This window comes from Stenotrophomonas acidaminiphila (assembly GCF_001431595.1).
GTDB lineage: Bacteria > Pseudomonadota > Gammaproteobacteria > Xanthomonadales > Xanthomonadaceae > Stenotrophomonas > Stenotrophomonas acidaminiphila.
Window position 1 is genome coordinate 34,786 of record NZ_LDJO01000039.1, and the last position, 20,697, is coordinate 55,482.

Below are 20,697 nucleotides of genomic sequence, written 5' to 3' on the forward strand. Positions count from 1 at the left end.
GACGGGTCATGAATTCCCTGAAACTGCTGTTGCGCTTCGCCGTGGTCGGCGGGCTGGTGTTGCTGTTGCTGGTTCCGCTGCTGCTGATCCGCGGCACGATCGGAGAGCGCGAGCGTTACCGCGACCAGGCCATCGAACGGGTCGCGCAGAGCCGTGCCGGCGCGCAGTCGCTGATCGGCCCGGTGCGGGTACTGCCGTGGACCCAGCAGCGCGAGGTCGAGGTGGTCGAGGCGGGCGTGCGCAAGAGCGAGCTGCGGACCGAGCACGGCTATGAACTGCAGATGCCGCGGCAGTTGCGGATACAGGGCGAGCTGCGCCCGGACGAGCGCCGGGTTGGCCTGTTCCGGGTGCCGGTGTACAGCTGGCACGCGCGGGTGCAGGCCGAGTTCGCCGATGCCGCCTATGCCACCGTGCCGGGCCGCGTCTACGGCCGCCCCTACCTGGCGCTGGGCATCGCCGACGTGCGCGGCCTGGTGGGTACGCCGAACCTGCGCGTGGACGGGCGCGCGCTGACGTTGCAGGCCGGTTCGCTGGCGCTGGAGGGTGCGTCCAAGGGGCTGCACGCCATGCTGTCGCCGTTGGGCCACCCCGACCAGGGCACCCTGGCCGAGGGGCGCAGGGTGGAGCTGGAGTTCGTGCTCGACGGCACCCGATCGCTGTCGGTGGTGCCGGTGGGCGACGACACCCGCGTGTCGCTGGCCTCGACCTGGCCGCATCCGCTGTTCGGCGGCAGCTTCGCGCCCAACGAGCGCCACATCGATGATGCCGGGTTCAAGGCCGACTGGGCGGTATCCTCGCTGGCCTCGGCCGCACAGGAACAGCTGCGCCGCGACCTGCGCAGCGATGGCGGCGCGGTCGAAGCGCTGGAGGTGGCGCTGGTCGACCCGGTCGACGTGTACACGCAGGTCGACCGCGCCAGCAAGTACGGCATCCTGTTCGTGCTGCTGACCTTCGTCGGCTTCGCGCTGTTCGAGCTGATCAAGCGGCTGAGAATCCATCCGCTGCAGTACCTGCTGGTCGGGCTGGCGCTGGCGATCTTCTTCCTGCTGCTGCTGAGCCTGTCCGAGCACATCGCCTTCTGGCAGGCCTACCTGGTATCGGCGGTGGCGTGCATCGGCCTGCAGGGTTTCTACCTCAGCGGGGTGTTGCGCAGTTGGGGGCACGGGCTGGGCTTTGCCACCCTGCTGACCCTGCTGTACGGAGTCCTGTACCTGTTGCTGGCGTCGGAAAACAATGCGCTGCTGATGGGCTCGCTGCTGCTGTTCGGGATCCTCGCGGCGATCATGTGGCTGACCCGCAAGGTGGACTGGTACGACCTCGGCGGTGGCCTGCGGTGAACCCGATGCGGCTCAGTACACGGTTGCTCCGGCGGCTGCGGCAAGGGCTGCCGCCGGGGCTGGCGGCAGCGGTGCTGCGGGTGGAGCAGGGCGCTGGCTGGTCCGCTTCGCCGCTGGCGGCACTGGGACTGGGTACGGCCCCGCGCCACGGCTGCCTGCGCCTGCAACTGGACGCAACGCTGGCCGAACGGATCCGCCAGCGCGGCGCCGAAGGCCTGCCCGCGCTGGACGGCGCGGGCCGCTGGCAGGCGCTGGGTCGTCGTGGCCTGCGCTTCAGGGCGGTGCTGCGGGAGCGCCAGGTGGTGGTGTGCGATGCCGTGCACCAGCGGCTGTGGCTGTTGTGGCGCGAACCGGGAACGGCCCGGTGCGCACGCGGTTACTGAAACTGGCACCGGGGCGTGATGCGTTTCCATCATGGACTGGCACTGTTCGCGACCGTCGCGCTGCTGCTGCTGGCCGGCGCGGTGGTCGCCATCGAAGCGGGCTACAGGCGGGTTCCGGCCGGCGGCGCGGTGTTGTCGGTGTTGTCGGTGTTGACCGCGATGGTGCTTGCGTTGGCCGTCGTCGTGCCGCTGGCATCCCGGTGCCCGGCATCACGGGATGTCACCCTGGCGATGCCACGGCTGCTCGCGCCGGAAGAGCGCCGGACCCTGAGGCGCACGACCGTGCTGTGCCCCACCGTCTACCGGTTCAGGCGCGATGGTCGCGACGAATGCCTCGTCTCCGACGGGGATGGCGGCGCCTCGGTCGGCTGCGGCTGAGGCGTTGCTGCGCGGGAAACGCGCGGCGCTAGAATTCCGCCATGGACGCCTCTCCCGCCATCGCCGCCCTGCGCGGCACCGACCTGCTGCCGGTACTGGACGACGTGGCGCGCCTGCGCATCCGGGTATTCAACGACTGGCCGTATCTGTACCAGGGCAGCCTGGACTACGAGCGCGACTACCTGGCCGCCTATGCGGCCACGCCGGATGCGGTGTGCGTGGTGGCGCGGGCCGGCGATGAGATTGTGGGCGCCTCCACCGGCCTGCCGCTGCTCGATGACGGCCCGGCGTTCCGCGAGCCGTTCGAGGCGGCCGGCATCGATCCGGCGCAGGCGTTCTATTTCGGCGAATCGGTGCTGCTGCCGGCCTGGCGCGGGCGTGGCATCGGCCATGCCTTCTTCGATGCCCGCGAGGCGCATGCGCGCGCGCTCGGGCGCTTCGCGATGACCGCGTTCTGCGCGGTGGACCGCGACCACGACGACCCGCGCCGGCCCGCCGGCCACCGCGACCACGACGGGTTCTGGCGCAGGCGCGGCTATGCGCGGCAGCCGGGCATGACCCTGCACCTGCGCTGGGACGAGGTCGGCCGCGGCGAGCTGTCGCACGCCCTCACCCTCTGGACCCGTGCATTGGAGCCCGTCGCATGAAGATCGCCGTTGCCCGCTACCGGATCGGCGCCCCGGTCGATTTCGACGCCTTCGCCGGGCGCCAGCGCCAGGAACTGGGGGCCGCCGCCGCGGCCGGCGCGCGCATCGCGGTGCTGCCCGAATACCTGTCGCTGGAACTGGCGGCCACCTTCGACGCGGGCATCCAGCGCGACCTGGCGGCGTCGCTGGCGGCGATCCAGCGCTACCGGCAACCGTGGCTGCAGCTGTTCGCCGGCCTCGCCCGCGAGCTGGACATGCACGTGGTCGCCGGCACGTTCCTGCTCGACACCGGCCACGGCCGCTACCGCAACCGCTGCGACTGGCTGACCCCGCAGGGTACGCACCTGTGGCAGGACAAGCTGCAGCTGACCGGCTTCGAGCAGGCCAGCGGAGTGATCGAGGCCGGCGACGTGCTCAAGGTGTTCGAGATCGACGGCATCCGTGCCGGCGTGGCGGTCTGCTACGACAGCGAGTTCCCGCTGCCGGTGCGTGCCCAGCACGAAGCCGGCGCGCGCCTGCTGGTGGTGCCCAGCTGCACCGACACCGAAGCCGGCGCCACCCGCGTGCGCGTGGGCTGCCTGGCGCGGGCGCTGGAGAACCGCATGTTCGTCGCGCAGGCGGTGACCGCCGGCATGGCCGGCTGGAGCCCGGCGCTGGACGTCAATACCGGCGAGGCGACGGTGTATGCGCCGATGGACCGCGGCTTCCCCGACGACGGCGTGCTGGCGCGGACCGCTGATGGCCAGCCCTGGGCGATGGCAGAACTGGATTTCGCCGCCTTCGAGGCCAGCCGTGCACACGCGCAGGTGGCCAACGACCGCGACTGGCCGGGGCAGTGGCGGCCGCTGCTGCAACGCGCCGTGGTATCACCGGGCTGAGCCCGCGCCTATGGTGCGCAGGCCCGCTGCCCATGCGCGACCATGACCATTGGCCGGCTCGGCCGCTCCCGGCGCTGGCTAGACTCGGGCCTTTGTCGTGATCGGCCGCGGGCCGGGGGAAATGATGATCAAGCGGTGCTTGCTGGTACTGGGCATGGGGCTGGCGTTCGCCGGTGGCGCGGGCGCGACCGAGCAGGTGGACCTGGACATGGTGGGCAAGATCCGCCAGGAGGCGTTCCACCGCTCGCAGGTGATGGACACCTTTTCCTACCTCACCGAGAGCATCGGGCCGCGCCTGACCAATTCGCCGGCCATGATCCGGGCCAACGCCTGGACCCGGCAGAAATTCGGCGAATGGGGGCTGACCAGCGTGCATGACGAGGCGTTCGACGACTTCGGCCGCGGCTGGGAGTTCGAGTCGGCCAGCGTGGAGATGCTGGAGCCACGCCTGACCCAGCTGTATGCGCTGCCCAAGGCGTGGACGCCGGGCACCCAGGGCACGGTCGAAGGCGAAGTGGTCAAGGTCGACATCAAGAAGCTTGCCGACCTGGAAAAATACAAGGGCAAGCTGCGTGGCAAGATCCTGCTGCTGGGCGACGCGCGCGAGTACAAGCGCGGCATCGAAGCCGACTCGCACCGGCATGACGCCACCTCGCTGGAGGGGCTGCAGGAATTCACCATTCCCAAATCCGCGGACAAGGACCGTGCCAAGCGGGTCAAGGAGTACGCCGAGCGCCAGGAACTGGTGCGCGCCACCAACGCCTTCCTTGCCGAAGAGGGCGCGCTGGCCTCGATCAGCATCAGCGGCTGGGACAACGGCATCATCCGTGTCGGCGGCGGCGGTTCGCGCAAGGCCGGCGAGCCGGTGGGCATCCCCGAACTGGCGATGATCGCCGAGCACTACAACCAGCTGGCGCGCGCGCTCGAGCGCAAGCAGCCGGTGAAGCTGCGGATCAACGTCGATGCACGTTTCACCGACGAGGCCGACCAGCCGGGCCACAACACCATCGCCGAGATCCGCGGCGGCGGCAAGGCCGACGAGATCGTGATGCTCGGCGCGCACATGGACTCCTGGCACACCGGCACCGGCGCGGCCGACAACGCCGCCGGCGTGGCGGTGATGATGGAAGCCATGCGCATCCTCAAGGCGGTGGGCGCCAAGCCCCGGCGCACCATCCGCGTGGCGCTGTGGAGCGGCGAGGAGCAGGGCCTGATCGGTTCGCAGGCGTATGTGGCAAGGCACTTCGCGCACTATCCCGAGCCGACCGATCCGGCGCAGAAGGCGCTGCCTGCCTCGCTGCGCGCGCCCACCGGCCCGCTGCAGAAGCTGCGCGACTACGAGAAGTTCTCGGTGTACTTCAACATGGACAACGGCTCGGGCCGCTTCCGTGGCATCTACGCCCAGGAGAACATCGCCGCGATGCCGATCTTCGAGGCCTGGCTGAAGCCGTTCAACGACGTCGGCGCCGCCACCGTGGCCAGCCGCAACACCGGCAGCACCGACCACATCAGCTTCGACCGGGTCGGCCTGCCGGGCTTCCAGTTCATCCAGGACCGGCTGGACTACTTCAGCAACGTCCACCACAGCAACCTGGATACCTGGGACCACGCCGAGGCCGAAGACCTGAAGCAGGCCGCGGCGATCGTCGCCGCGTTCGCCTACAACGCCGCCATGCGCGAAGAGAAGATGCCGCGCAAGCCGCTGCTGGAAGACTGACCCACGCACCACTGCCGGAAACGACAAGGGGCCGCATCGCGGCCCCTTCGTCGTGTAGGCGGTGCTTCGCTGCCGCGTGGCGCGGCCGCGGCGCCGGCTCAGCTCGACGCGGCGCGCACCGCCTCCGGCAGCGGCGCGCTGCGGCCGGTCTGGGTGTCCATCCACACCACCACCACGTTGCCGTCGGAGTACAGCTTGCCCGGGTCCTTCTGGTCGACGATGCGGTGGCCGATGGTCACGCTGCTGGTGCCCAGGCGCTCGACGAACAGCTCGACCACGATGTCGTCGGGCCACACGATCGGCAGCCGGTAGTTGATGTTGGTGTTGGCCACCACCGGGGCGATGCGGTCGTTCATCGACACGCCTTCCACGCCCAGCATCCAGCGCACGCGCGCCTCTTCCAGGTAGGACACGTACTTGGCGTTGTTGACGTGGCCCATCGAGTCCATGTCGCGCCAGCGCACGCTGATCGGCACGCGGGCCAGCTGCTTGTGTTCGGTGCTCATCACGAAACCTTCCTGTTGCGGGGGGCGGCGGCCTTCTTCGCGGTCGCTTTCTTTGCGGGTTTTTCCTTGCGCGGCGGCCGCGCGTCGGGCTTGTTGGCCACCGCCGCGGGCTGCTCCGGGCGCGCACTGGTGGAGGGCAGCAGCCTGGCCAGGAACTGGCCGGTGTACGAGGCCGGGTGCGCGGCCACGTCTTCGGGCGTGCCGGAAACCAGGATGGTGCCGCCGCGGTGGCCGCCTTCCGGGCCGAGGTCGACGATCCAGTCGGCGGTCTTGATCACGTCCAGGTTGTGCTCGATCACCACCACGGTGTTGCCCTCGTCGCGCAGCTTGTGCAGCACGCCGAGCAGGGCCTCGATGTCGTGGAAGTGCAGGCCGGTGGTCGGCTCGTCGAGGATGTACAGGGTGCGCCCGGTGTCGCGCCGCGACAGTTCCTTGGACAGCTTCACGCGCTGCGCCTCGCCGCCGGACAGCGTGGTCGCGCTCTGGCCCAGCTTGATGTAGCTCAGGCCCACGTCGACCAGGGTTTCCAGCTTGCGGGCGATGGCCGGCACCGGCTCGAACAGCTTCAGCGCATCCTCGACGGTCATTTCCAGCACGTCGTTGATGTTGTAGCCCTTGTACAGGATCTCCAGCGTCTCGCGGTTGTAGCGCTTGCCGTGGCAGACGTCGCAGGGCACGTACACGTCCGGCAGGAAGTGCATCTCCACCTTGATCAGGCCATCGCCCTGGCAGGCCTCGCAGCGGCCGCCGCGCACGTTGAAGCTGAAGCGGCCCGGCGAATAGCCGCGCGCGCGCGCTTCCGGCACCTGCGCATACAGCTCGCGCAGCGGGGTGAACAGGCCGGTATAGGTGGCCGGGTTCGAGCGCGGGGTGCGGCCGATCGGCGACTGGTCGATGTCCACGACCTTGTCGAACAGGTCCAGGCCCTCGACCTCGCGGTACGGTGCGACCGGGTGCGAGGAACCGTTGATCTCGTTGGCCGCCAGCGAGTACAGGGTGTCGTTGATCAGCGTGGACTTGCCCGAGCCGGACACGCCGGTGATGCAGGTCAGCAGCCCGGCCGGGATGTCCAGGTCCACAGCCTTGAGGTTGTTGCCGCTGGCACCGCGCAGGTGCAGCGTCATCTTCGGGTTCGGCCTGTGGCGCCGCGCCGGGATCTCGATGCTGCGCTTGCCCGACAGGTACTGCCCGGTCAGCGAGCGTGGCGCCGAGAGGATGTCCTCCAGCCGGCCTTCGCCGACCACTTCGCCGCCGTGCACGCCGGCGCCGGGGCCGATGTCCACCACGTGGTCGGCCAGGCGGATCGCATCCTCGTCATGCTCGACCACGATCACCGTGTTGCCGAGGTCGCGCAGGCGGGTGAGGGTGCCGAGCAGGCGCTCGTTGTCGCGCTGGTGCAGGCCGATGGACGGCTCGTCGAGCACGTACATCACCCCGACCAGGCCGGCGCCGATCTGCGAGGCCAGGCGGATGCGCTGCGCCTCGCCGCCGGACAGCGTGTCGGCCTTGCGCTCCAGGGTGAGGTAGTCCAGGCCCACGTCGACCAGGAAGCCGAGCCGTTCGCTGATTTCCTTGACGATCTTGGCGGCGATCTCGCCGCGCCAGCCCGGCAGGCTCAGCTCGCCGAAGAAGCGCTTGGCCTCGTCGATCGGCAGCACCGCCAGCTCCGGCAGCGGGCGGTCGGCGACGAACACGTTGCGCGCGGCCTTGTTCAGGCGCGCGCCGCCGCACTCGGGGCAGGGCCGTTCGCTGATGAACTTGGCCAGTTCCTCGCGCACCGCCGGCGATTCGGTCTCGCGGTAGCGGCGCTCCAGGTTGGGGATGATGCCCTCGAAACGGTGCTTGCGCTGGCTGCGGCCGCCGTTCTCGGTGAAGTAGGTGAAGGTGATCTGGTCTTCGCCGCTGCCGTACAGCACGGCCTGGCGCACGTCCGCGGGCAGCGATTGCCACGGCGCGTCGACATCGAACCTGTAGTGCTTGGCCAGCGAGGCGATCAGCTGGAAATAGTAGGCGTTGCGGCGGTCCCAGCCGCGCACCGCGCCGGCGGCCAGCGACAGCTCCGGGTGCACCACCACGCGCGCGGGGTCGAAGAACTCGGCCATGCCCAGGCCGTCGCAGCCCGGGCAGGCGCCGACCGGCGAGTTGAACGAGAACAGGCGCGGCTCCAGCTCCGGCAGCGCGTAGTCGCAGACCGGGCAGGAGTACTTGGACGAGAACAGCTGCGGCACCGCCTGCGCGTCGTCCAGCGACTGCACGGTGGCCATGCCGTCGCCCAGCTTGAGCGCGGTCTCGAAGCTCTCGGCCAGGCGCTGCTTGAGGTCCCCGCGCGGGCGGAAGCGGTCGATCACCGCCTCGATGGTGTGCTTCTGGCGCAGCGCCAGCGGCGGCACCGCGTCGATCTCGTGCAGTTCGCCGTCCACGCGCACGCGCACGAAGCCCTGCGCGCGCAGCTGGTCGAACACCTGCACGTGCTCGCCCTTGCGCTCGCGGATCACCGGCGCCAGCAGCATGTAGCGCTGTTCCGGGTCCAGCGCCAGCACCTGGTCGACCATCTGGCTGACGGTCTGCGCTTCCAGCGGGTAGCCGTGGTCGGGGCAGCGCGGGCTGCCGACGCGGGCGTAGAGCAGGCGCAGGTAGTCGTAGATCTCGGTGATGGTGCCCACGGTCGAGCGCGGGTTGTGGCTGGTGGACTTCTGCTCGATCGAGATCGCCGGCGACAGGCCCTCGATGTGGTCCAGGTCAGGCTTCTCCATCACGCTCAGGAACTGCCGCGCGTAGGCCGACAGCGACTCGACGTAGCGGCGCTGGCCCTCGGCGTAGATGGTGTCGAACGCCAGCGAGGACTTGCCCGAGCCGGACAGGCCGGTGATCACGATCAGCTTGTCGCGGGGCAGGTCGAGGTCGATGTTCTTGAGGTTGTGCGTCCGCGCGCCGCGGATGCGGATGAAATCCATCGCCATGGGAGGTCCGTTCTTGGCCGCGCACGGCGGGTACCGGGTGCGGAGGGGGCAGGGGATGCAGCTGACGGCAGTCGATCAGCCTAGCGAGCTTGGGATTTGGGGGCAATTGCCGGAATTGCCAGCGCGCATGCCCGCGCCCGGGCCCGGCGCAGGCCATTGTTCAGGCACGGTTTTCCGCCCCGGGGTCGACTTGACCCGGACGGCCGGGTACCGGTAAAATTCCGCTTCTGTCCGCCCTCGATGGGGGGCAGCTCCTGAGAATAACTACAGAAGAGACATTCCATGTATGCAGTCCTGGTAACCGGCGGTAAGCAGTACCGCGTCGCGCAGGGTGAGACCCTCCGCGTTGAGAAGCTCGAAGCCGAAGCCGGCAGCGAGATCAAGTTCGACACCGTCCTGATGCTCGGCGATGCCGACGGCATCAAGATCGGCGATGCCCTGAAGGGCGCTTCGGTGACCGCCAAGGTCGTGGCCCACGGCCGCGCCGACAAGGTGAAGATCATCAAGTTCCGCCGGCGCAAGCACCACATGAAGCGCCAGGGTCACCGCCAGTACTACACCGAAATCGAAATCACCGGCATCGCCGGCTAATCCAAGGAGAATCCGTCATGGCACAAAAAAAGGGCGTAGGCTCCTCGCGCAACGGCCGCGACTCCAACCCGAAGTATCTGGGCGTCAAGATCTTCGGTGGCCAGGCCATCGAAGCCGGCAACATCATCGTGCGTCAGCGCGGCACCCAGTTCCATCCGGGCGCCGGCGTCGGCCTGGGTCGTGACCACACGCTGTTCGCGCTGGTCGACGGCAAGGTCGAGTTCGCGGTGAAGGGCCCGAAGAAGCGCCGCACCGTCAGCGTCGTCGCGGAAGTCTGATCTCCCGCACGCACGGGTGCCCGGGCCACGGCGTGGGCGCCGCCGACGAAAGCCCCGCTTCGGCGGGGCTTCTCGTTTCCAGATGATCCGCGGGCCGCGTGTGGGCAGGAGGCAGGGAAGGGTGATCCGTTACCGGGCTGTGGCCCTGCTGTGCGGCCTGCTGGCCTGCGCCGGATGCGCGGCCGATATTCCCAGCGACCGTGACACCCTGGCCGTTGCCGGGCCGCTGGTCTCGTTGCAGGCTGAAACCCTGGCCCTTCCACCGGGCTCGCCGCAACTGCCGGCCCTGCTGGCCGATCCGCAGGGCTGGCAGCCCGAGCCTGGCGCCGAAGGCGTCGAGCGCAGCAGCGCCCGTGGCGATTTCGATGCCGGGGGCTGGCTGCGCACGATGGTCTTCAGCTGGGACGGGAGTCGCGGCTGGGAAGTCCACATGGCCTATGGCGAGGGCAAGCGCCCGCCGCCGGCCACGGTACGGATCTGGCTGCGGGCGCCGCAAGGCAGCGGGCAGCCGGACTGGCCGATGGGCGAGGGCACGGTCCGCTATGCTGGCGCCACGCGTACCCTGAGCTACAAAGGCCGCCGTCCGGGCATCGAGGGTCGCGAGGACTTTGAAAGAAGCCTGACCCTTGGCGCGTCCAACCGGGTCGAGCTGGAAGAATCAACCAGCGTCGCGCCCGATGGCGCCCCCGTCCACAAGCGCCGCCAGGTCCTGGCGCGCGATGCGCAGGGGCATCCGCTGGACGACGCGGAATTGCTGGAAGGTGCGGAATACCGCGTCTCCAATCACTATTTCCTGCCCGACGGGCGGGGCAACCCCCGCCGCATCGTGCGCCTGTACCGCGCCGCCGGCGCGGCGCAGGACGCGCCGGTGCTGCGGGCCGAAGTAATTCTGAGAACCTTGCGATACCAAGATGAAACTCGTTGATGAAGCCGAAATCTCTGTAATCGCCGGCAATGGCGGCAATGGCTGCGTCGGTTTCCGCCGCGAGAAGTTCATTCCGCTCGGCGGTCCCGACGGTGGCGACGGCGGCGACGGCGGCAGCGTCTGGCTGCGCGCCGATGAAAACCTGAACACGCTGGTCGACTTCCGCCACGAGCGCATCTTCAAGGCGCAGCGCGGCGAGAACGGCATGGGCCGCCAGGCCTACGGCAAGGGTGGCGAAGACCTGGTCATCACCGTGCCGGTCGGCACCGTGGTCATCAACGTCGACACCGACGAGGTGATCGGCGACATGACCCGCCATGGCGACCGCCTGCTGGTGGCCAAGGGCGGCAAGGGCGGCCTGGGCAACATGCACTTCAAGAGCTCCACCAACCGCGCGCCGCGCCAGGCGCTGCCGGGCGAGGAGGGCGAGCAGCGCCTGCTCAAGCTGGAGCTGAAGCTGCTGGCCGACGTCGGCCTGCTGGGCTTCCCGAATGCCGGCAAGAGCACCCTGATCCGGGCGGTCTCGGCGGCGACGCCGAAGGTGGCCGACTACCCGTTCACCACGCTGTACCCGAACCTGGGCGTGGTCAAGGTGGAGAACTACCGCAGCTTCGTGATCGCCGACATCCCCGGCCTGATCGAGGGTGCGGCCGATGGCGCGGGCCTCGGTGCGCAGTTCCTGCGCCACCTGCAGCGCACCCGGTTGCTGCTGCACCTGGTCGACATCTCGCCGATGGAGGGGGGCGTGGAAGGCGTTTCCCCGGTCGAGCAGGTGCGCGCGATCGAGCGCGAACTGGGCAAGCACGACCCGGAGCTGCTGGAGAAGCCGCGCTGGCTGGTGCTGAACAAGGCCGACCTGATGTTCGAGGACGAGGCGCGGGCCGCGGCCGAGCAGGTGGTCAAGGAGCTGGGCTGGACCGGTCCGTGGTACCTGGTCTCGGCACTGGGCCGCGAGGGTACCTGGCCGATCATGAAGGACATCATGGCCTTCTTCGACCAGCAGAGGCTGCTCGAGGCCGAGGCGCGCGAGGCGCAGGGCTGAGGCGACTCCGCTCCGGCGCACAGGAAAAACCCGGCCACGGCCGGGTTTTTCATTGCTGCCGACGCCGCGGCGTTCGTTCCCTGCGATGGTTTCTGCGGTGCCGCTGCTTCCCGGAGGCGGTCCCCGCGCGGCGGCGGCCGTTCCTGCCGCTGCCTGGCGGAGCCGGGCAACAGAAGCCCGCCGGCAGCGGCTTCCGGCATCGCCCTTCGATGGCCGGGAGTGCGGTCGTCCCTGGATGGTGGGCACGAGGAAACGGCCGGAGCGTGGTTTCCGACATCGCCTGCCGATGGCCCGGAGAGTGGCTGCCACGGATGGTGGGCACAAGGAAACCGCCGGGAGCGGTTTCCGACATCGCCTGCTGATGGCCCGGAGAGTGGCTGCCACGGATGGTGGGCACAAGGAAACCGCCGGGAGCGGTCTCCGACATCGCCTGCCGATGGCCCGGAGGGTGGCCGCCCTGGATGGTGGGCACAAGGAAACCGCCGGGAGCGGTTTCCGACATCGCCTGCCGATGGCCCGGAGAGTGGCTGCCACGGATGGCGGACACAAGGAAACCGCCGGGAGCGGTTTCCGACATCGCCTGCCGATGGCCCGAAGGGTGGCCGCCACGGATGGCGGACACAAGGAAACCGCCGGGAGCGGTTTCCGACATCGCCTGCCGATGGCCCGAAGGGTGGCCGCCATGGATGGCGGACACAAAAAACCCGGCCTTGGCCGGGTTTCTGGCGTCGGGAGCCGCGCGGCTCCCGATGATCGCGCCGATCAGGCGGCCTTGAGGGCCTTGATGCGGGCGGTCAGGCGGCTCTTGTGACGGGCGGCCTTGTTCTTGTGGATCAGGCCACGGGCGCTGAAACGGTCGAGAATCGGCTGGGCGACAGCAAAGGCAGCCTCGGCGCCGGCGGCGTCATTGGCATCCAGAGCCTTGATCACCTTCTTGACGGCGGTGCGCAGCATCGAACGCTGAGCCGTGTTACGCGCGTTGCGCACAACGGTCTGCTTGGCGCGCTTCTTGGCGGACTTGATATTGGCCACGGTGGTGGTTTCCTGAAAATCGGTATGGTGGGAACAGCAAGCACGCAAGTATGATGGCTGTCAGAATGAACGTCAAGTCGAGTTGTCAAGGGGGCCGTGGGTGAGTTCACCGCGCATGTTGCGGGGGCTGCTGTCGTTCAGCAGCATGACGATGATCTCGCGGGTGCTGGGGCTCGTCCGCGACCAGGCGATTTCCATCACCTTCGGCGCCAATGCCACCACCGATGCATTCTGGGTGGCGTTCCGCGTGCCCAACTTCCTGCGCCGGCTGTTCGCCGAGGGCTCGTTCGCCACCGCCTTCGTGCCGGTGTTCACCGAAGTGAAGGAGACCCGCCCGCACGCCGACCTGCGCGAGCTGATGGCGCGGGTGTCCGGCACCCTGGGCGGGGTCCTGCTGGTGCTGACAGCGCTGGGCCTGATCTTCACCCCGCAGATCGCCTGGCTGTTCGCCGACGCCGATGCCGCCGACCCGGTCAAGTATGGCCTGCTGGTGGACCTGCTGCGGCTGACCTTCCCGTTCCTGCTGTTCGTGTCGCTGACCGCGCTGGCCGGCGGGGCGCTGAACAGCTTCCAGAAGTTCGCGATGCCGGCGCTGACCCCGGTGATCCTCAACCTGTGCATGATCGCCGGCGCGTTGTGGCTGGCGCCCCGGCTGGAGGTGCCGATCCTGGCGCTGGGCTGGGCGGTGCTGGCGGCCGGCGTGCTGCAGTTGCTGTTCCAGCTGCCGTCGCTGAAGGGCATCGACCTGCTGACCCTGCCGCGCTGGGGCTGGAACCATCCCGACGTGCGCAAGGTGCTGACCCTGATGGTGCCGACCCTGTTCGGGTCCTCGGTGGCGCAGATCAACCTGATGCTGGACACGGTGATCGCGGCCCGGCTCAGCGACGGCTCGCAGTCCTGGCTGTCGCTGGCCGATCGTTTCCTGGAGCTGCCGCTGGGGGTGTTCGGCGTGGCGCTGGGCACGGTGATCCTGCCGGCGCTGGCCCGGCACCACGTCAAGACCGACGGCGAGGGCTTCTCCAACGCGCTGGACTGGGGCCTGCGCATGACCCTGCTGATCGCGGTGCCGGCCATGCTCGGCCTGCTGCTGCTCGCCCAGCCACTGATCGCCACCCTGTTCCAGTACCGCGAGTTCACCGACTTCGACACCCGCATGACCGCGCTGTCGGTCTACGGGCTGAGCTTCGGCCTGCCGGCGTTCGCGCTGCTGAAGGTGGTGCTGCCGGCGTTCTATTCGCGCCAGGACACCAAGACCCCGGTACGCGCCGGCGTGGCCGCGCTGGTGGCCAACATGGTGTTCAACTTCATCCTGCTGGCGGTGCTGTACCAGGTGATGGTGCCCGAAGCGCTGAAGGCGCAGGGCGTGATGGCGGCGCTGGCGGCGCAGCCGGGCCTGCACCTGGCGCTGGGCATCGCCAGTGCGCTGTCCAGCTACCTGAACCTGGCCCTGCTCTGGTACTGGCTGGGCAAGACCGGGGTTTACCGGCGGCGCCCGGGGTGGGGCGGCTACGTGCTGCGGCTGGTGCTGGCCTGCATGGCCATGAGCGCGGTGCTGCTGGCGCTGCTGCACTGGCTGCCGGGCTTCGGCGGCATGGACAAGTGGCAGCGTATCGGCGGCCTGGCGCTGCTGGTGGGCGGCGGTGGCCTGACCTACCTGCTGGCGATGCTCGCCATGGGCTTCCGCCCGCGCGACCTGCGCGGGCAGTGAGGCGGCCGTGCCCGCGCCGCCGCTATACTTCCCGGCTACACATGGCAAAGCGCCGGCCCGCAAGGGCCGGATCCGGGTTTGAATGAGCAGGCTGTTTAGAGACGTCGAGGGCGGGGTGTTGTTCCCGCAGGGAAGCGTGGTCTGCATTGGTGCCTTCGATGGCCTGCACAGGGGCCACCGGGTGCTGGTGCGCCACGCGGTCGAGCGCGCGCGCGCGCTCGGCGTGCCGGCGGTGGCGCTGGCCTTCGAGCCGCTGCCGCGCGAGTTCTTCGCCCGCGATACCCCGCCGCCACGGTTGATGCTGGCCCGCGACAAGGTGGCCACGCTGCGCGGGCTGGGCATCGACAGCGTCGGCCTGCTGCGCTTCGACGCGAAGATGGCGGCCATCACCGCCGAGGATTTCGTGCGCGACATGCTGGTGCGCCGTCTGGGAGCGCGCGAAGTATGGATCGGCCCGAAGTTCCACTTCGGCCACCGCCGCGGCGGCGACCTGGCGCTGCTGCAGGCCATGGGCGCCGAGCTGGGTTTCGCCGCCGGCGAGATCGCGCCGGTGCACCTGAACGGCGAGCGCATTTCCAGTACCCGCATCCGCGAACTGCTGGTGGCCGGCGAATTCGACCATGCCGCCGACCTGCTGGGCCGTCCGTATGCGATCGGCGGCCGGGTGGTGCGCGGGAAGCAGCTCGGGCGCACCCTGGGCTTCCCGACCGCCAACTTGCGTTTCCCGCGGACGCCCGCACTTTCAGGGATCTACGCCACCTGGGTGCACGGCGTGTCCGGCGATTCCGGGCAGGGCGGGCCGTGGCCGTCGGTGTCCAGCTTCGGCACGCGCCCGACCGTGCAGGGCGTGGAGCCGCTGCTGGAAGCCCACCTGTTCGATTTCCAGGGCGACCTGTACGGCCGCCACATCGAAGTCGAGTTCGTCGCCAAGCTGCGTGACGAAGAGAAGTTCAACGATCTGCCGGCGTTGACTGCGCAGATGCACCGCGACGCCGAGCAGGCGCGCACCCTCCTCAACGAACATGCGAGTCCCTCGCAACAGCCCGCACATTCCTGTGCGGACGCCGGAAATGCGAGTCCCTCGCAACAGCCCGCACATCCCTGTGCGGACTCTTCATTAACAGCCGCGCAAGGGTAAGTACCCGTGACCCAAGACTACAAAGCTACCCTCCACCTGCCGGCAACGGAATTCCCGATGCGCGGCGACCTGCCCAAGCGCGAGCCGGGCATCCTGGCGCGCTGGGAAGAGCAGGGCATCTACGCGCAGCTTCGCGAGAACGCCCAGGGGCGGCCGCTGTTCGTGCTGCACGACGGCCCGCCGTACGCCAACGGCCAGATCCACCTGGGCCATGCGGTCAACAAGATCCTCAAGGACATCATCGTCAAGTCGCGCTACCTGGACGGCTACGACGCGCCCTACGTGCCGGGCTGGGACTGCCATGGCCTGCCGATCGAGATCGCGGTCGAGAAGAAGTGGGGCAAGGTCGGTACCAAGCTCGATGCCGAGCAGTTCCGCCAGAAGTGCCGCGAGTACGCCGAGGAGCAGATCAACCTGCAGCGCGCCGATTTCAAGCGCCTGGGCGTGATCGGCGACTGGGACAACCCGTACAAGACGCTGAGCTTCGACTTCGAGGCCAACGAGATCCGCGCGCTGGCCAAGATCGTCGCCAACGGGCACCTGGTGCGCGGCGCAAAGCCGGTGCACTGGTGCTTCGACTGCGGCTCGGCGCTGGCCGAAGCCGAGATCGAATACCAGGACAAGACCTCGCCGGCGATCGACGTGGCCTACGCCGCACGCGATTCCAGGGCGCTGGCGGCCTGCTTCGGGGTCGAGCTGCCGGCCGGCGTGGAAGTGGCGGTGCCGATCTGGACCACCACCCCGTGGACCCTGCCGGCCTCGCTGGCGGTGTCGCTGGGCGCGGACATCGAGTACGCGCTGGTCGAAGGCCCGGCCCGTGACGGCCAGCCGCGCTGGCTGGTCCTGGCCGCGGCGCTGGCCGAGCGGTCGCTGGCCCGCTATGGCGTGGCCGGGATGGTCGTGCACGGCCATGCCAAGGGCGCGGCGCTGGAGAACCAGCTGCTGGCGCACCCGTTCTACGCCAACCGCGACATCCCGCTGCTCAACGGCGAGCACGTGTCCGACGCCGACGGCACCGGCGCGGTGCATACCGCGCCCGGCCACGGCCAGGAGGACTTCGCGGTCAGCCAGCAGTACGGGGTGATGGATGCGTACACCGCCGGCCAGATCAACCCGGTCGATGGCCGCGGCGTCTACCTGCCTTCCACGCCGCCGGCCGGCGACGTGGCGCTGGCCGGGGTGCACCTGTGGAAGGCGCAGCCGCTGATCGTCGACGTGCTGCGCGGCAATGGCGCGCTGCTGGCGTTCGCCGAGATCCAGCACAGCTACCCGCACTGCTGGCGCCACAAGACGCCGGTGGTGTTCCGCGCCACCCCGCAGTGGTTCATCTCGATGGACAAGGCCGGGCTGCGCGCCGATGCCATGGCCGCCATCGACAACGTCGGCTGGTTCCCGGCCTGGGGCAAGGCGCGCATCGCCAGCATGGTCGATGGCCGCCCGGACTGGTGCATCAGCCGCCAGCGTACCTGGGGCGTGCCGATCGCGCTGTTCACCCACCGCGAAACCGGGCAGCCGCACCCGCGCACCGTCGAGCTGATGCAGCAGGTGGCCGACCGCGTGCAGGAAGGCGGCATCGACGTGTGGTACTCGCTGGACCCGGCCGAGCTGCTCGGCGACGAGGCCGCGCAGTACGAAAAGGTCACCGACATCCTCGATGTCTGGTTCGACTCGGGCGTCACCCACGAGGGCGTGCTGCTGGCGCGCGGCTTCGGCAAGCCGGCCGACCTGTACCTGGAAGGCTCGGACCAGCATCGTGGCTGGTTCCAGTCCTCGCTGCTGACCGGCGTGGCCATCGACCGGCACGCCCCGTACCGCCAGTGCCTGACCCACGGCTTCACCGTGGACGAGCACGGACGCAAGATGTCCAAGTCGCTGGGCAACGGCATCGAGCCGCAGGAAATCATGCGCACCCTGGGCGCGGACATCCTGCGCCTGTGGATCGCCTCGGCCGACTACAGCAACGAGATGTCGCTGTCGCAGGAAATCCTCAAGCGCAATGCCGACGCCTACCGGCGCCTGCGCAACACCGCGCGCTTCCTGCTCGGCAACCTCGACGGCTTCGATCCGTCCCTGCACCTGCGCCCGCTGGAGGACATGGTGGCGCTGGACCGCTGGATCGTGCACCGCGCGTTCGAGCTGCAGGAGAAGATCAAGGCCGCCTACGCCAGCTACAACATGGCCGAGATCGTGCAGCTGCTGCTGAACTTCTGCAGCGTCGACCTGGGCTCGCTGTACCTGGACGTGACCAAGGACCGCCTGTACACGATGCCGGCCGATTCGCGCGGCCGCCGTTCGGCGCAGAGCGCGATGTACCGCATCGCCGAGGCGTTCGTGCGCTGGGTCGCGCCGATCCTGACCTTCACCGCCGACGAACTGTGGGGCTACCTGCCGGGCGAGCATGCCGGCAGCGTGCTGTTCACCACCTGGTACGACGGCCTGGCGCCGCTGCCGGCCGACGCGCAGTTGTCGGCCGCCGACTTCGAGCAACTGCTGGCCCTGCGCGAACAGGTGGCCAAGGTGCTGGAGCCGATGCGCGCCAATGGCGCCATCGGTGCCGCGCTGGAAGCCGAGATCACCGTGGCCGCCAGCCAGGAACAGGCAGTGCGCTGGCAGCCGCTGGCCGATGAACTGCGTTTCCTGTTCATCAGCGGCGACGTGAGCGTGCGCCCGGCGACCACCGACGAGGTGTTCGTCAGCGCCCAGCCGACCGAAAAGGCCAAGTGCGTGCGCTGCTGGCACCATCGCGGCGACGTCGGCGGCGATCCCGCGCACCCGGAGCTGTGCGGCCGCTGCGTCGGCAACATCGACGGCGCCGGCGAAGACCGCCGCTGGTTCTGATCCGCGCGTTACCCGGAACGGATGGCGCGCGCTGACGCACCTCCGTTCCATGGCACTCCACTACAGGCGCATTACATGCAAGCAAAGGCTGTCAAACCCAACGCATTGATCTGGCTGCTGGTGTCGGTGGCGGTCATCGGCCTGGACCAGTGGAGCAAGGCCTGGGTACTGGCCAGCCTGCCCGAGTTCACCCCGGTGCCGGTGATCGACGGCTTCTGGAACTGGTACCGCACCTACAACACCGGCGCGGCGTTCAGCTTCCTCAGCGACGCCGGCGGCTGGCAGCTGTGGTTCTTCACCGCGCTGGCGGTGGGCATCAGCGGTTTGATGGCGTTCTGGCTGTCGCGCACCGCGCGCGGCAACTGGCGCGCGGCGCTGCCGTACGCGCTGGTGATCGGCGGCGCCATCGGCAACGTCATCGACCGCCAGGTCCACGGCCACGTGGTGGACTTCATCCAGTGGTACGTCGGCGACCACTACTGGCCGTCGTTCAACATCGCCGATTCGGCGATCGTGGCCGGCGCCATCGGCATCGCCCTGTCCGGGCTGTTCGAAGGGCGCAGCCGCGGGCCCGGGAAGGCGGGATGAGGCGGTACGGTTTCGGTCCCGTTCCCCTTATTTCCCGCCGTCGCCATTAGAATCGCCGCATGGACGTATTGCTTGCCAACCCCCGCGGCTTCTGTGCCGGTGTCGACCGCGCCATCGAGATCGTCAAGCGCGCGATCGAGACGCTGGGCGCCCCCATCTACGTGCGCCACGAAGTCGTGCATAACCGCTTCGTGGTCGACGACCTGAAGCAGCGCGGCGCGATCTTCGTCGAGGAGCTGCACGAGGTGCCGGACGGCAACACGGTGATCTTCAGCGCCCACGGCGTGTCGCAGGCGGTGCGCGACGAGGCCGGGCGGCGCGGACTCAAGGTGTTCGACGCGACCTGCCCGCTGGTGACCAAGGTGCATTTCGAGGTCGCGCGCCATTGCCGCGCGGGTCGCGACGTGGTGCTGATCGGTCACGAGGGCCACCCCGAGGTCGAGGGCACGATGGGGCAGTGGCGCAGCGAAGAGGGCGCCGGTGCCATCTACCTGGTCGAGGACGAGGACGATGTCGCCGCGCTGCGCGTCGGCCAGCCCGAGAACCTGGCCTACACCACCCAGACCACGCTGTCGGTGGACGACACCCGCAGCGTGATCGCCGCGCTGCGGGCCAAGTTCCCCGCCATCCAGGGGCCGAAGAACGACGACATCTGCTACGCCACGCAGAACCGCCAGGACGCGGTGCGCGAACTGGCGCAGCAGTGCGATCTGGTGCTGGTGGTCGGTTCGCCGAACAGTTCCAACTCCAACCGCCTGGCCGAACTGGCCCGCCGCGAGGGCGTGGAGTCGTACCTGATCGACGGCGCGCACGAGATCAACCCGCAGTGGGTGGCCGGCAAGCAGCGCGTCGGCCTGACCGCCGGCGCATCGGCGCCGCAGGTGCTGGTCGACGGCGTGATCGAGCGCCTGCGCGAACTCGGCGCCGGTGGCATCGCCGAACTGGCCGGCGAGCCGGAGTCGATGGTGTTCGCGCTGCCCAAGGAACTGCGCCTGCGTCTGGTCGATTGACCACATCGCCGGCCAGCCCCTACAATTGGCGGCTCCGCCGGAATAGCTCAGTTGGTAGAGCGGCGCATTCGTAATGCGTAGGTCGCAGGTTCGACTCCTGTTTCCGGCACCAAGATCAGGCCCGCCTCGTGCGGGCCTTTTCTTTGGCCTCTGGCGGGAAGCAATGGCAGGCAAGCCTTCCTGCGCATCGGACTAATCGGTCCCTCTGGCATCCTTCAGGCTTGCGAAGAGTCGGGGGAGGTAGATGCCGATATCCTGATCTGAATTAAGGGCACCTGCGGATTCCGTGCTCTCAATGAAAACTACCTCACCGCATCGTGCTCAGTGCGTCGCTCGGGGATTGCCAATATGAGCAATTGGATAAGCAGGTGTGCTTGTTCCTGCATGTGCTGCCCCGGTGTATGAGGCGTAGAGCATTAGCTGGATGATGGAAGTGTTGTCTTGGGTGAGTGAGCATCCGGGGTCAAGTCAGCATTACACCGATGGGCAGTAGGCGGATCCATCCTGTCCGACCTGTTTGTATGAAACGCATCCGTAATATGGGGGGCAGTTGGCCTTGATGCCCTTTCCTGCACCAGTGACGATCGGAAAGCTGGCCGGCTACCAGTGATTGGATTTTCAATTTGGCCATATCGCACCGCAATGAGCTGCTTCATGGCGGCGGCTCCCCTGAGGGCGGATCATGTTTTCGCCACAGGGAATGTGCGGCCTGATTGCTTGCCAGTGGACCGGCCAGAGTTC

The 20,697-nt window shown here is 68.7% G+C and carries 18 protein-coding genes and 1 tRNA gene; 16 read left to right on the top strand and 3 right to left on the bottom strand.

Annotated features, from left to right (window positions below):
* Positions 1–8 precede the first annotated feature (8 nt).
* The 6 genes from creD (at position 9) to ABB33_RS12705 (ending at position 5,340) form a co-directional block, all read left to right on the top strand.
* Entirely contained in the window at positions 9–1,337 is a 1,329-nt protein-coding gene (gene creD, locus ABB33_RS12680) for a cell envelope integrity protein CreD (RefSeq protein WP_056932352.1), read from the top strand.
* Positions 1,338–1,342: 5 nt separating this feature from the next.
* Positions 1,343–1,720, top strand: a complete 378-nt coding sequence (locus tag ABB33_RS12685) for a hypothetical protein (protein WP_152985077.1) — start codon at positions 1,343–1,345, stop codon at positions 1,718–1,720.
* 15 nt (positions 1,721–1,735) lie between these two features.
* Positions 1,736–2,098, top strand: coding sequence for a hypothetical protein (locus tag ABB33_RS12690; protein WP_152985078.1), 363 nt, complete (start codon positions 1,736–1,738; stop codon positions 2,096–2,098).
* Between the two features lie 41 nt (positions 2,099–2,139).
* Positions 2,140–2,745, top strand: coding sequence for a GNAT family N-acetyltransferase (locus ABB33_RS12695; RefSeq protein ID WP_056932355.1), 606 nt, complete (start codon positions 2,140–2,142; stop codon positions 2,743–2,745).
* Positions 2,742–3,623 carry a carbon-nitrogen hydrolase family protein gene (locus ABB33_RS12700; protein ID WP_056932356.1) on the top strand — a complete coding sequence of 294 codons (882 nt, stop codon included), beginning with the start codon at positions 2,742–2,744 and terminating at the stop codon, positions 3,621–3,623. Before ABB33_RS12695 ends, ABB33_RS12700 begins: the two co-directional genes overlap by 4 nt.
* Before the next feature lie 124 nt (positions 3,624–3,747).
* Positions 3,748–5,340: a M20/M25/M40 family metallo-hydrolase gene (locus ABB33_RS12705; protein ID WP_056932366.1), complete on the top strand. Its 1,593-nt coding sequence runs from the start codon at positions 3,748–3,750 to the stop codon at positions 5,338–5,340.
* 98 nt (positions 5,341–5,438) lie between these two features.
* Here the strand turns inward: ABB33_RS12705 and ABB33_RS19235 are convergent, their stop codons facing one another.
* Positions 5,439–5,846, bottom strand: a complete 408-nt coding sequence (locus tag ABB33_RS19235; RefSeq protein WP_054664159.1) for an acyl-CoA thioesterase — start codon at positions 5,844–5,846, stop codon at positions 5,439–5,441.
* Positions 5,846–8,806 (bottom strand): excinuclease ABC subunit UvrA, encoded by a 2,961-nt coding sequence (gene uvrA, locus ABB33_RS12715; protein WP_056932357.1) that lies wholly within the window; start codon positions 8,804–8,806, stop codon positions 5,846–5,848. The genes ABB33_RS19235 and uvrA overlap by 1 nt, the downstream gene beginning before the upstream one ends.
* 282 nt (positions 8,807–9,088) lie before the next feature.
* Here uvrA and rplU point away from each other — a divergent pair, with 282 nt between their 5' ends.
* From rplU to obgE, 4 genes are all read left to right on the top strand, one after another.
* The gene (gene rplU / locus ABB33_RS12720) at positions 9,089–9,397 is read left to right on the top strand and encodes a 50S ribosomal protein L21 (protein ID WP_054664165.1); all 309 of its coding nucleotides are present in this window, start codon (positions 9,089–9,091) and stop codon (positions 9,395–9,397) included.
* 17 nt (positions 9,398–9,414) lie between these two features.
* Positions 9,415–9,675: a 50S ribosomal protein L27 gene (gene rpmA / locus ABB33_RS12725; protein ID WP_056932358.1), complete on the top strand. Its 261-nt coding sequence runs from the start codon at positions 9,415–9,417 to the stop codon at positions 9,673–9,675.
* Between the two features lie 82 nt (positions 9,676–9,757).
* Positions 9,758–10,600 (top strand): hypothetical protein, encoded by an 843-nt coding sequence (locus tag ABB33_RS12730; protein WP_152985079.1) that lies wholly within the window; start codon positions 9,758–9,760, stop codon positions 10,598–10,600.
* Positions 10,587–11,642 (top strand): GTPase ObgE, encoded by a 1,056-nt coding sequence (gene obgE / locus ABB33_RS12735; protein ID WP_056932359.1) that lies wholly within the window; start codon positions 10,587–10,589, stop codon positions 11,640–11,642. The genes ABB33_RS12730 and obgE overlap by 14 nt, the downstream gene beginning before the upstream one ends.
* Positions 11,643–12,404: 762 nt before the next feature.
* On the opposite strand, the gene rpsT is transcribed toward obgE, so the two are convergent.
* On the bottom strand, positions 12,405–12,674 hold the full coding sequence (gene rpsT / locus ABB33_RS12740) for a 30S ribosomal protein S20 (RefSeq protein WP_054664179.1): 270 nt from the start codon (positions 12,672–12,674) through the stop codon (positions 12,405–12,407).
* 115 nt (positions 12,675–12,789) lie between these two features.
* Between rpsT and murJ the strand changes: the two genes are divergently transcribed.
* The 6 genes from murJ (at position 12,790) to ABB33_RS12770 (ending at position 20,068) form a co-directional block, all read left to right on the top strand.
* The gene (gene murJ / locus ABB33_RS12745) at positions 12,790–14,382 is read left to right on the top strand and encodes a murein biosynthesis integral membrane protein MurJ (RefSeq protein ID WP_056932360.1); all 1,593 of its coding nucleotides are present in this window, start codon (positions 12,790–12,792) and stop codon (positions 14,380–14,382) included.
* Positions 14,383–14,464: 82 nt separating this feature from the next.
* Entirely contained in the window at positions 14,465–15,520 is a 1,056-nt protein-coding gene (locus ABB33_RS12750; protein ID WP_056932361.1) for a bifunctional riboflavin kinase/FAD synthetase, read from the top strand.
* A gap of 6 nt (positions 15,521–15,526) precedes the next feature.
* The gene (gene ileS / locus ABB33_RS12755) at positions 15,527–18,358 is read left to right on the top strand and encodes an isoleucine--tRNA ligase (RefSeq protein WP_056932362.1); all 2,832 of its coding nucleotides are present in this window, start codon (positions 15,527–15,529) and stop codon (positions 18,356–18,358) included.
* A gap of 75 nt (positions 18,359–18,433) precedes the next feature.
* Positions 18,434–18,946 carry a signal peptidase II gene (lspA, locus tag ABB33_RS12760; protein ID WP_054664186.1) on the top strand — a complete coding sequence of 171 codons (513 nt, stop codon included), beginning with the start codon at positions 18,434–18,436 and terminating at the stop codon, positions 18,944–18,946.
* Positions 18,947–19,005: 59 nt separating this feature from the next.
* Positions 19,006–19,956 carry a 4-hydroxy-3-methylbut-2-enyl diphosphate reductase gene (ispH, locus tag ABB33_RS12765; protein WP_056932363.1) on the top strand — a complete coding sequence of 317 codons (951 nt, stop codon included), beginning with the start codon at positions 19,006–19,008 and terminating at the stop codon, positions 19,954–19,956.
* 36 nt (positions 19,957–19,992) lie between these two features.
* A tRNA-Thr gene (locus tag ABB33_RS12770) sits at positions 19,993–20,068 on the top strand.
* Positions 20,069–20,697: the final 629 nt, after the last annotated feature.

Excerpts from the sequence above, each read along its gene's own strand:
- ABB33_RS19235 (WP_054664159.1), bottom strand. The coding sequence starts at position 5,846 with ATGAGCACCGAACACAAGCAGCTGGCCCGCGTGCCGATCAGCGTGCGC.
- ABB33_RS12695 (WP_056932355.1), top strand. The coding sequence starts at position 2,140 with ATGGACGCCTCTCCCGCCATCGCCGCCCTGCGCGGCACCGACCTGCTG.
- ABB33_RS12705 (WP_056932366.1), top strand. The coding sequence starts at position 3,748 with ATGATCAAGCGGTGCTTGCTGGTACTGGGCATGGGGCTGGCGTTCGCC.
- obgE (WP_056932359.1), top strand. The coding sequence starts at position 10,587 with ATGAAACTCGTTGATGAAGCCGAAATCTCTGTAATCGCCGGCAATGGC.
- ABB33_RS12730 (WP_152985079.1), top strand. The coding sequence starts at position 9,758 with ATGATCCGCGGGCCGCGTGTGGGCAGGAGGCAGGGAAGGGTGATCCGT.
- rplU (WP_054664165.1), top strand. The coding sequence starts at position 9,089 with ATGTATGCAGTCCTGGTAACCGGCGGTAAGCAGTACCGCGTCGCGCAG.
- lspA (WP_054664186.1), top strand. The coding sequence starts at position 18,434 with ATGCAAGCAAAGGCTGTCAAACCCAACGCATTGATCTGGCTGCTGGTG.
- ispH (WP_056932363.1), top strand. The coding sequence starts at position 19,006 with ATGGACGTATTGCTTGCCAACCCCCGCGGCTTCTGTGCCGGTGTCGAC.
- rpmA (WP_056932358.1), top strand. The coding sequence starts at position 9,415 with ATGGCACAAAAAAAGGGCGTAGGCTCCTCGCGCAACGGCCGCGACTCC.
- ABB33_RS12750 (WP_056932361.1), top strand. The coding sequence starts at position 14,465 with ATGAGCAGGCTGTTTAGAGACGTCGAGGGCGGGGTGTTGTTCCCGCAG.
- uvrA (WP_056932357.1), bottom strand. The coding sequence starts at position 8,806 with ATGGCGATGGATTTCATCCGCATCCGCGGCGCGCGGACGCACAACCTC.
- murJ (WP_056932360.1), top strand. The coding sequence starts at position 12,790 with ATGTTGCGGGGGCTGCTGTCGTTCAGCAGCATGACGATGATCTCGCGG.
- ABB33_RS12700 (WP_056932356.1), top strand. The coding sequence starts at position 2,742 with ATGAAGATCGCCGTTGCCCGCTACCGGATCGGCGCCCCGGTCGATTTC.
- ABB33_RS12685 (WP_152985077.1), top strand. The coding sequence starts at position 1,343 with ATGCGGCTCAGTACACGGTTGCTCCGGCGGCTGCGGCAAGGGCTGCCG.
- creD (WP_056932352.1), top strand. The coding sequence starts at position 9 with ATGAATTCCCTGAAACTGCTGTTGCGCTTCGCCGTGGTCGGCGGGCTG.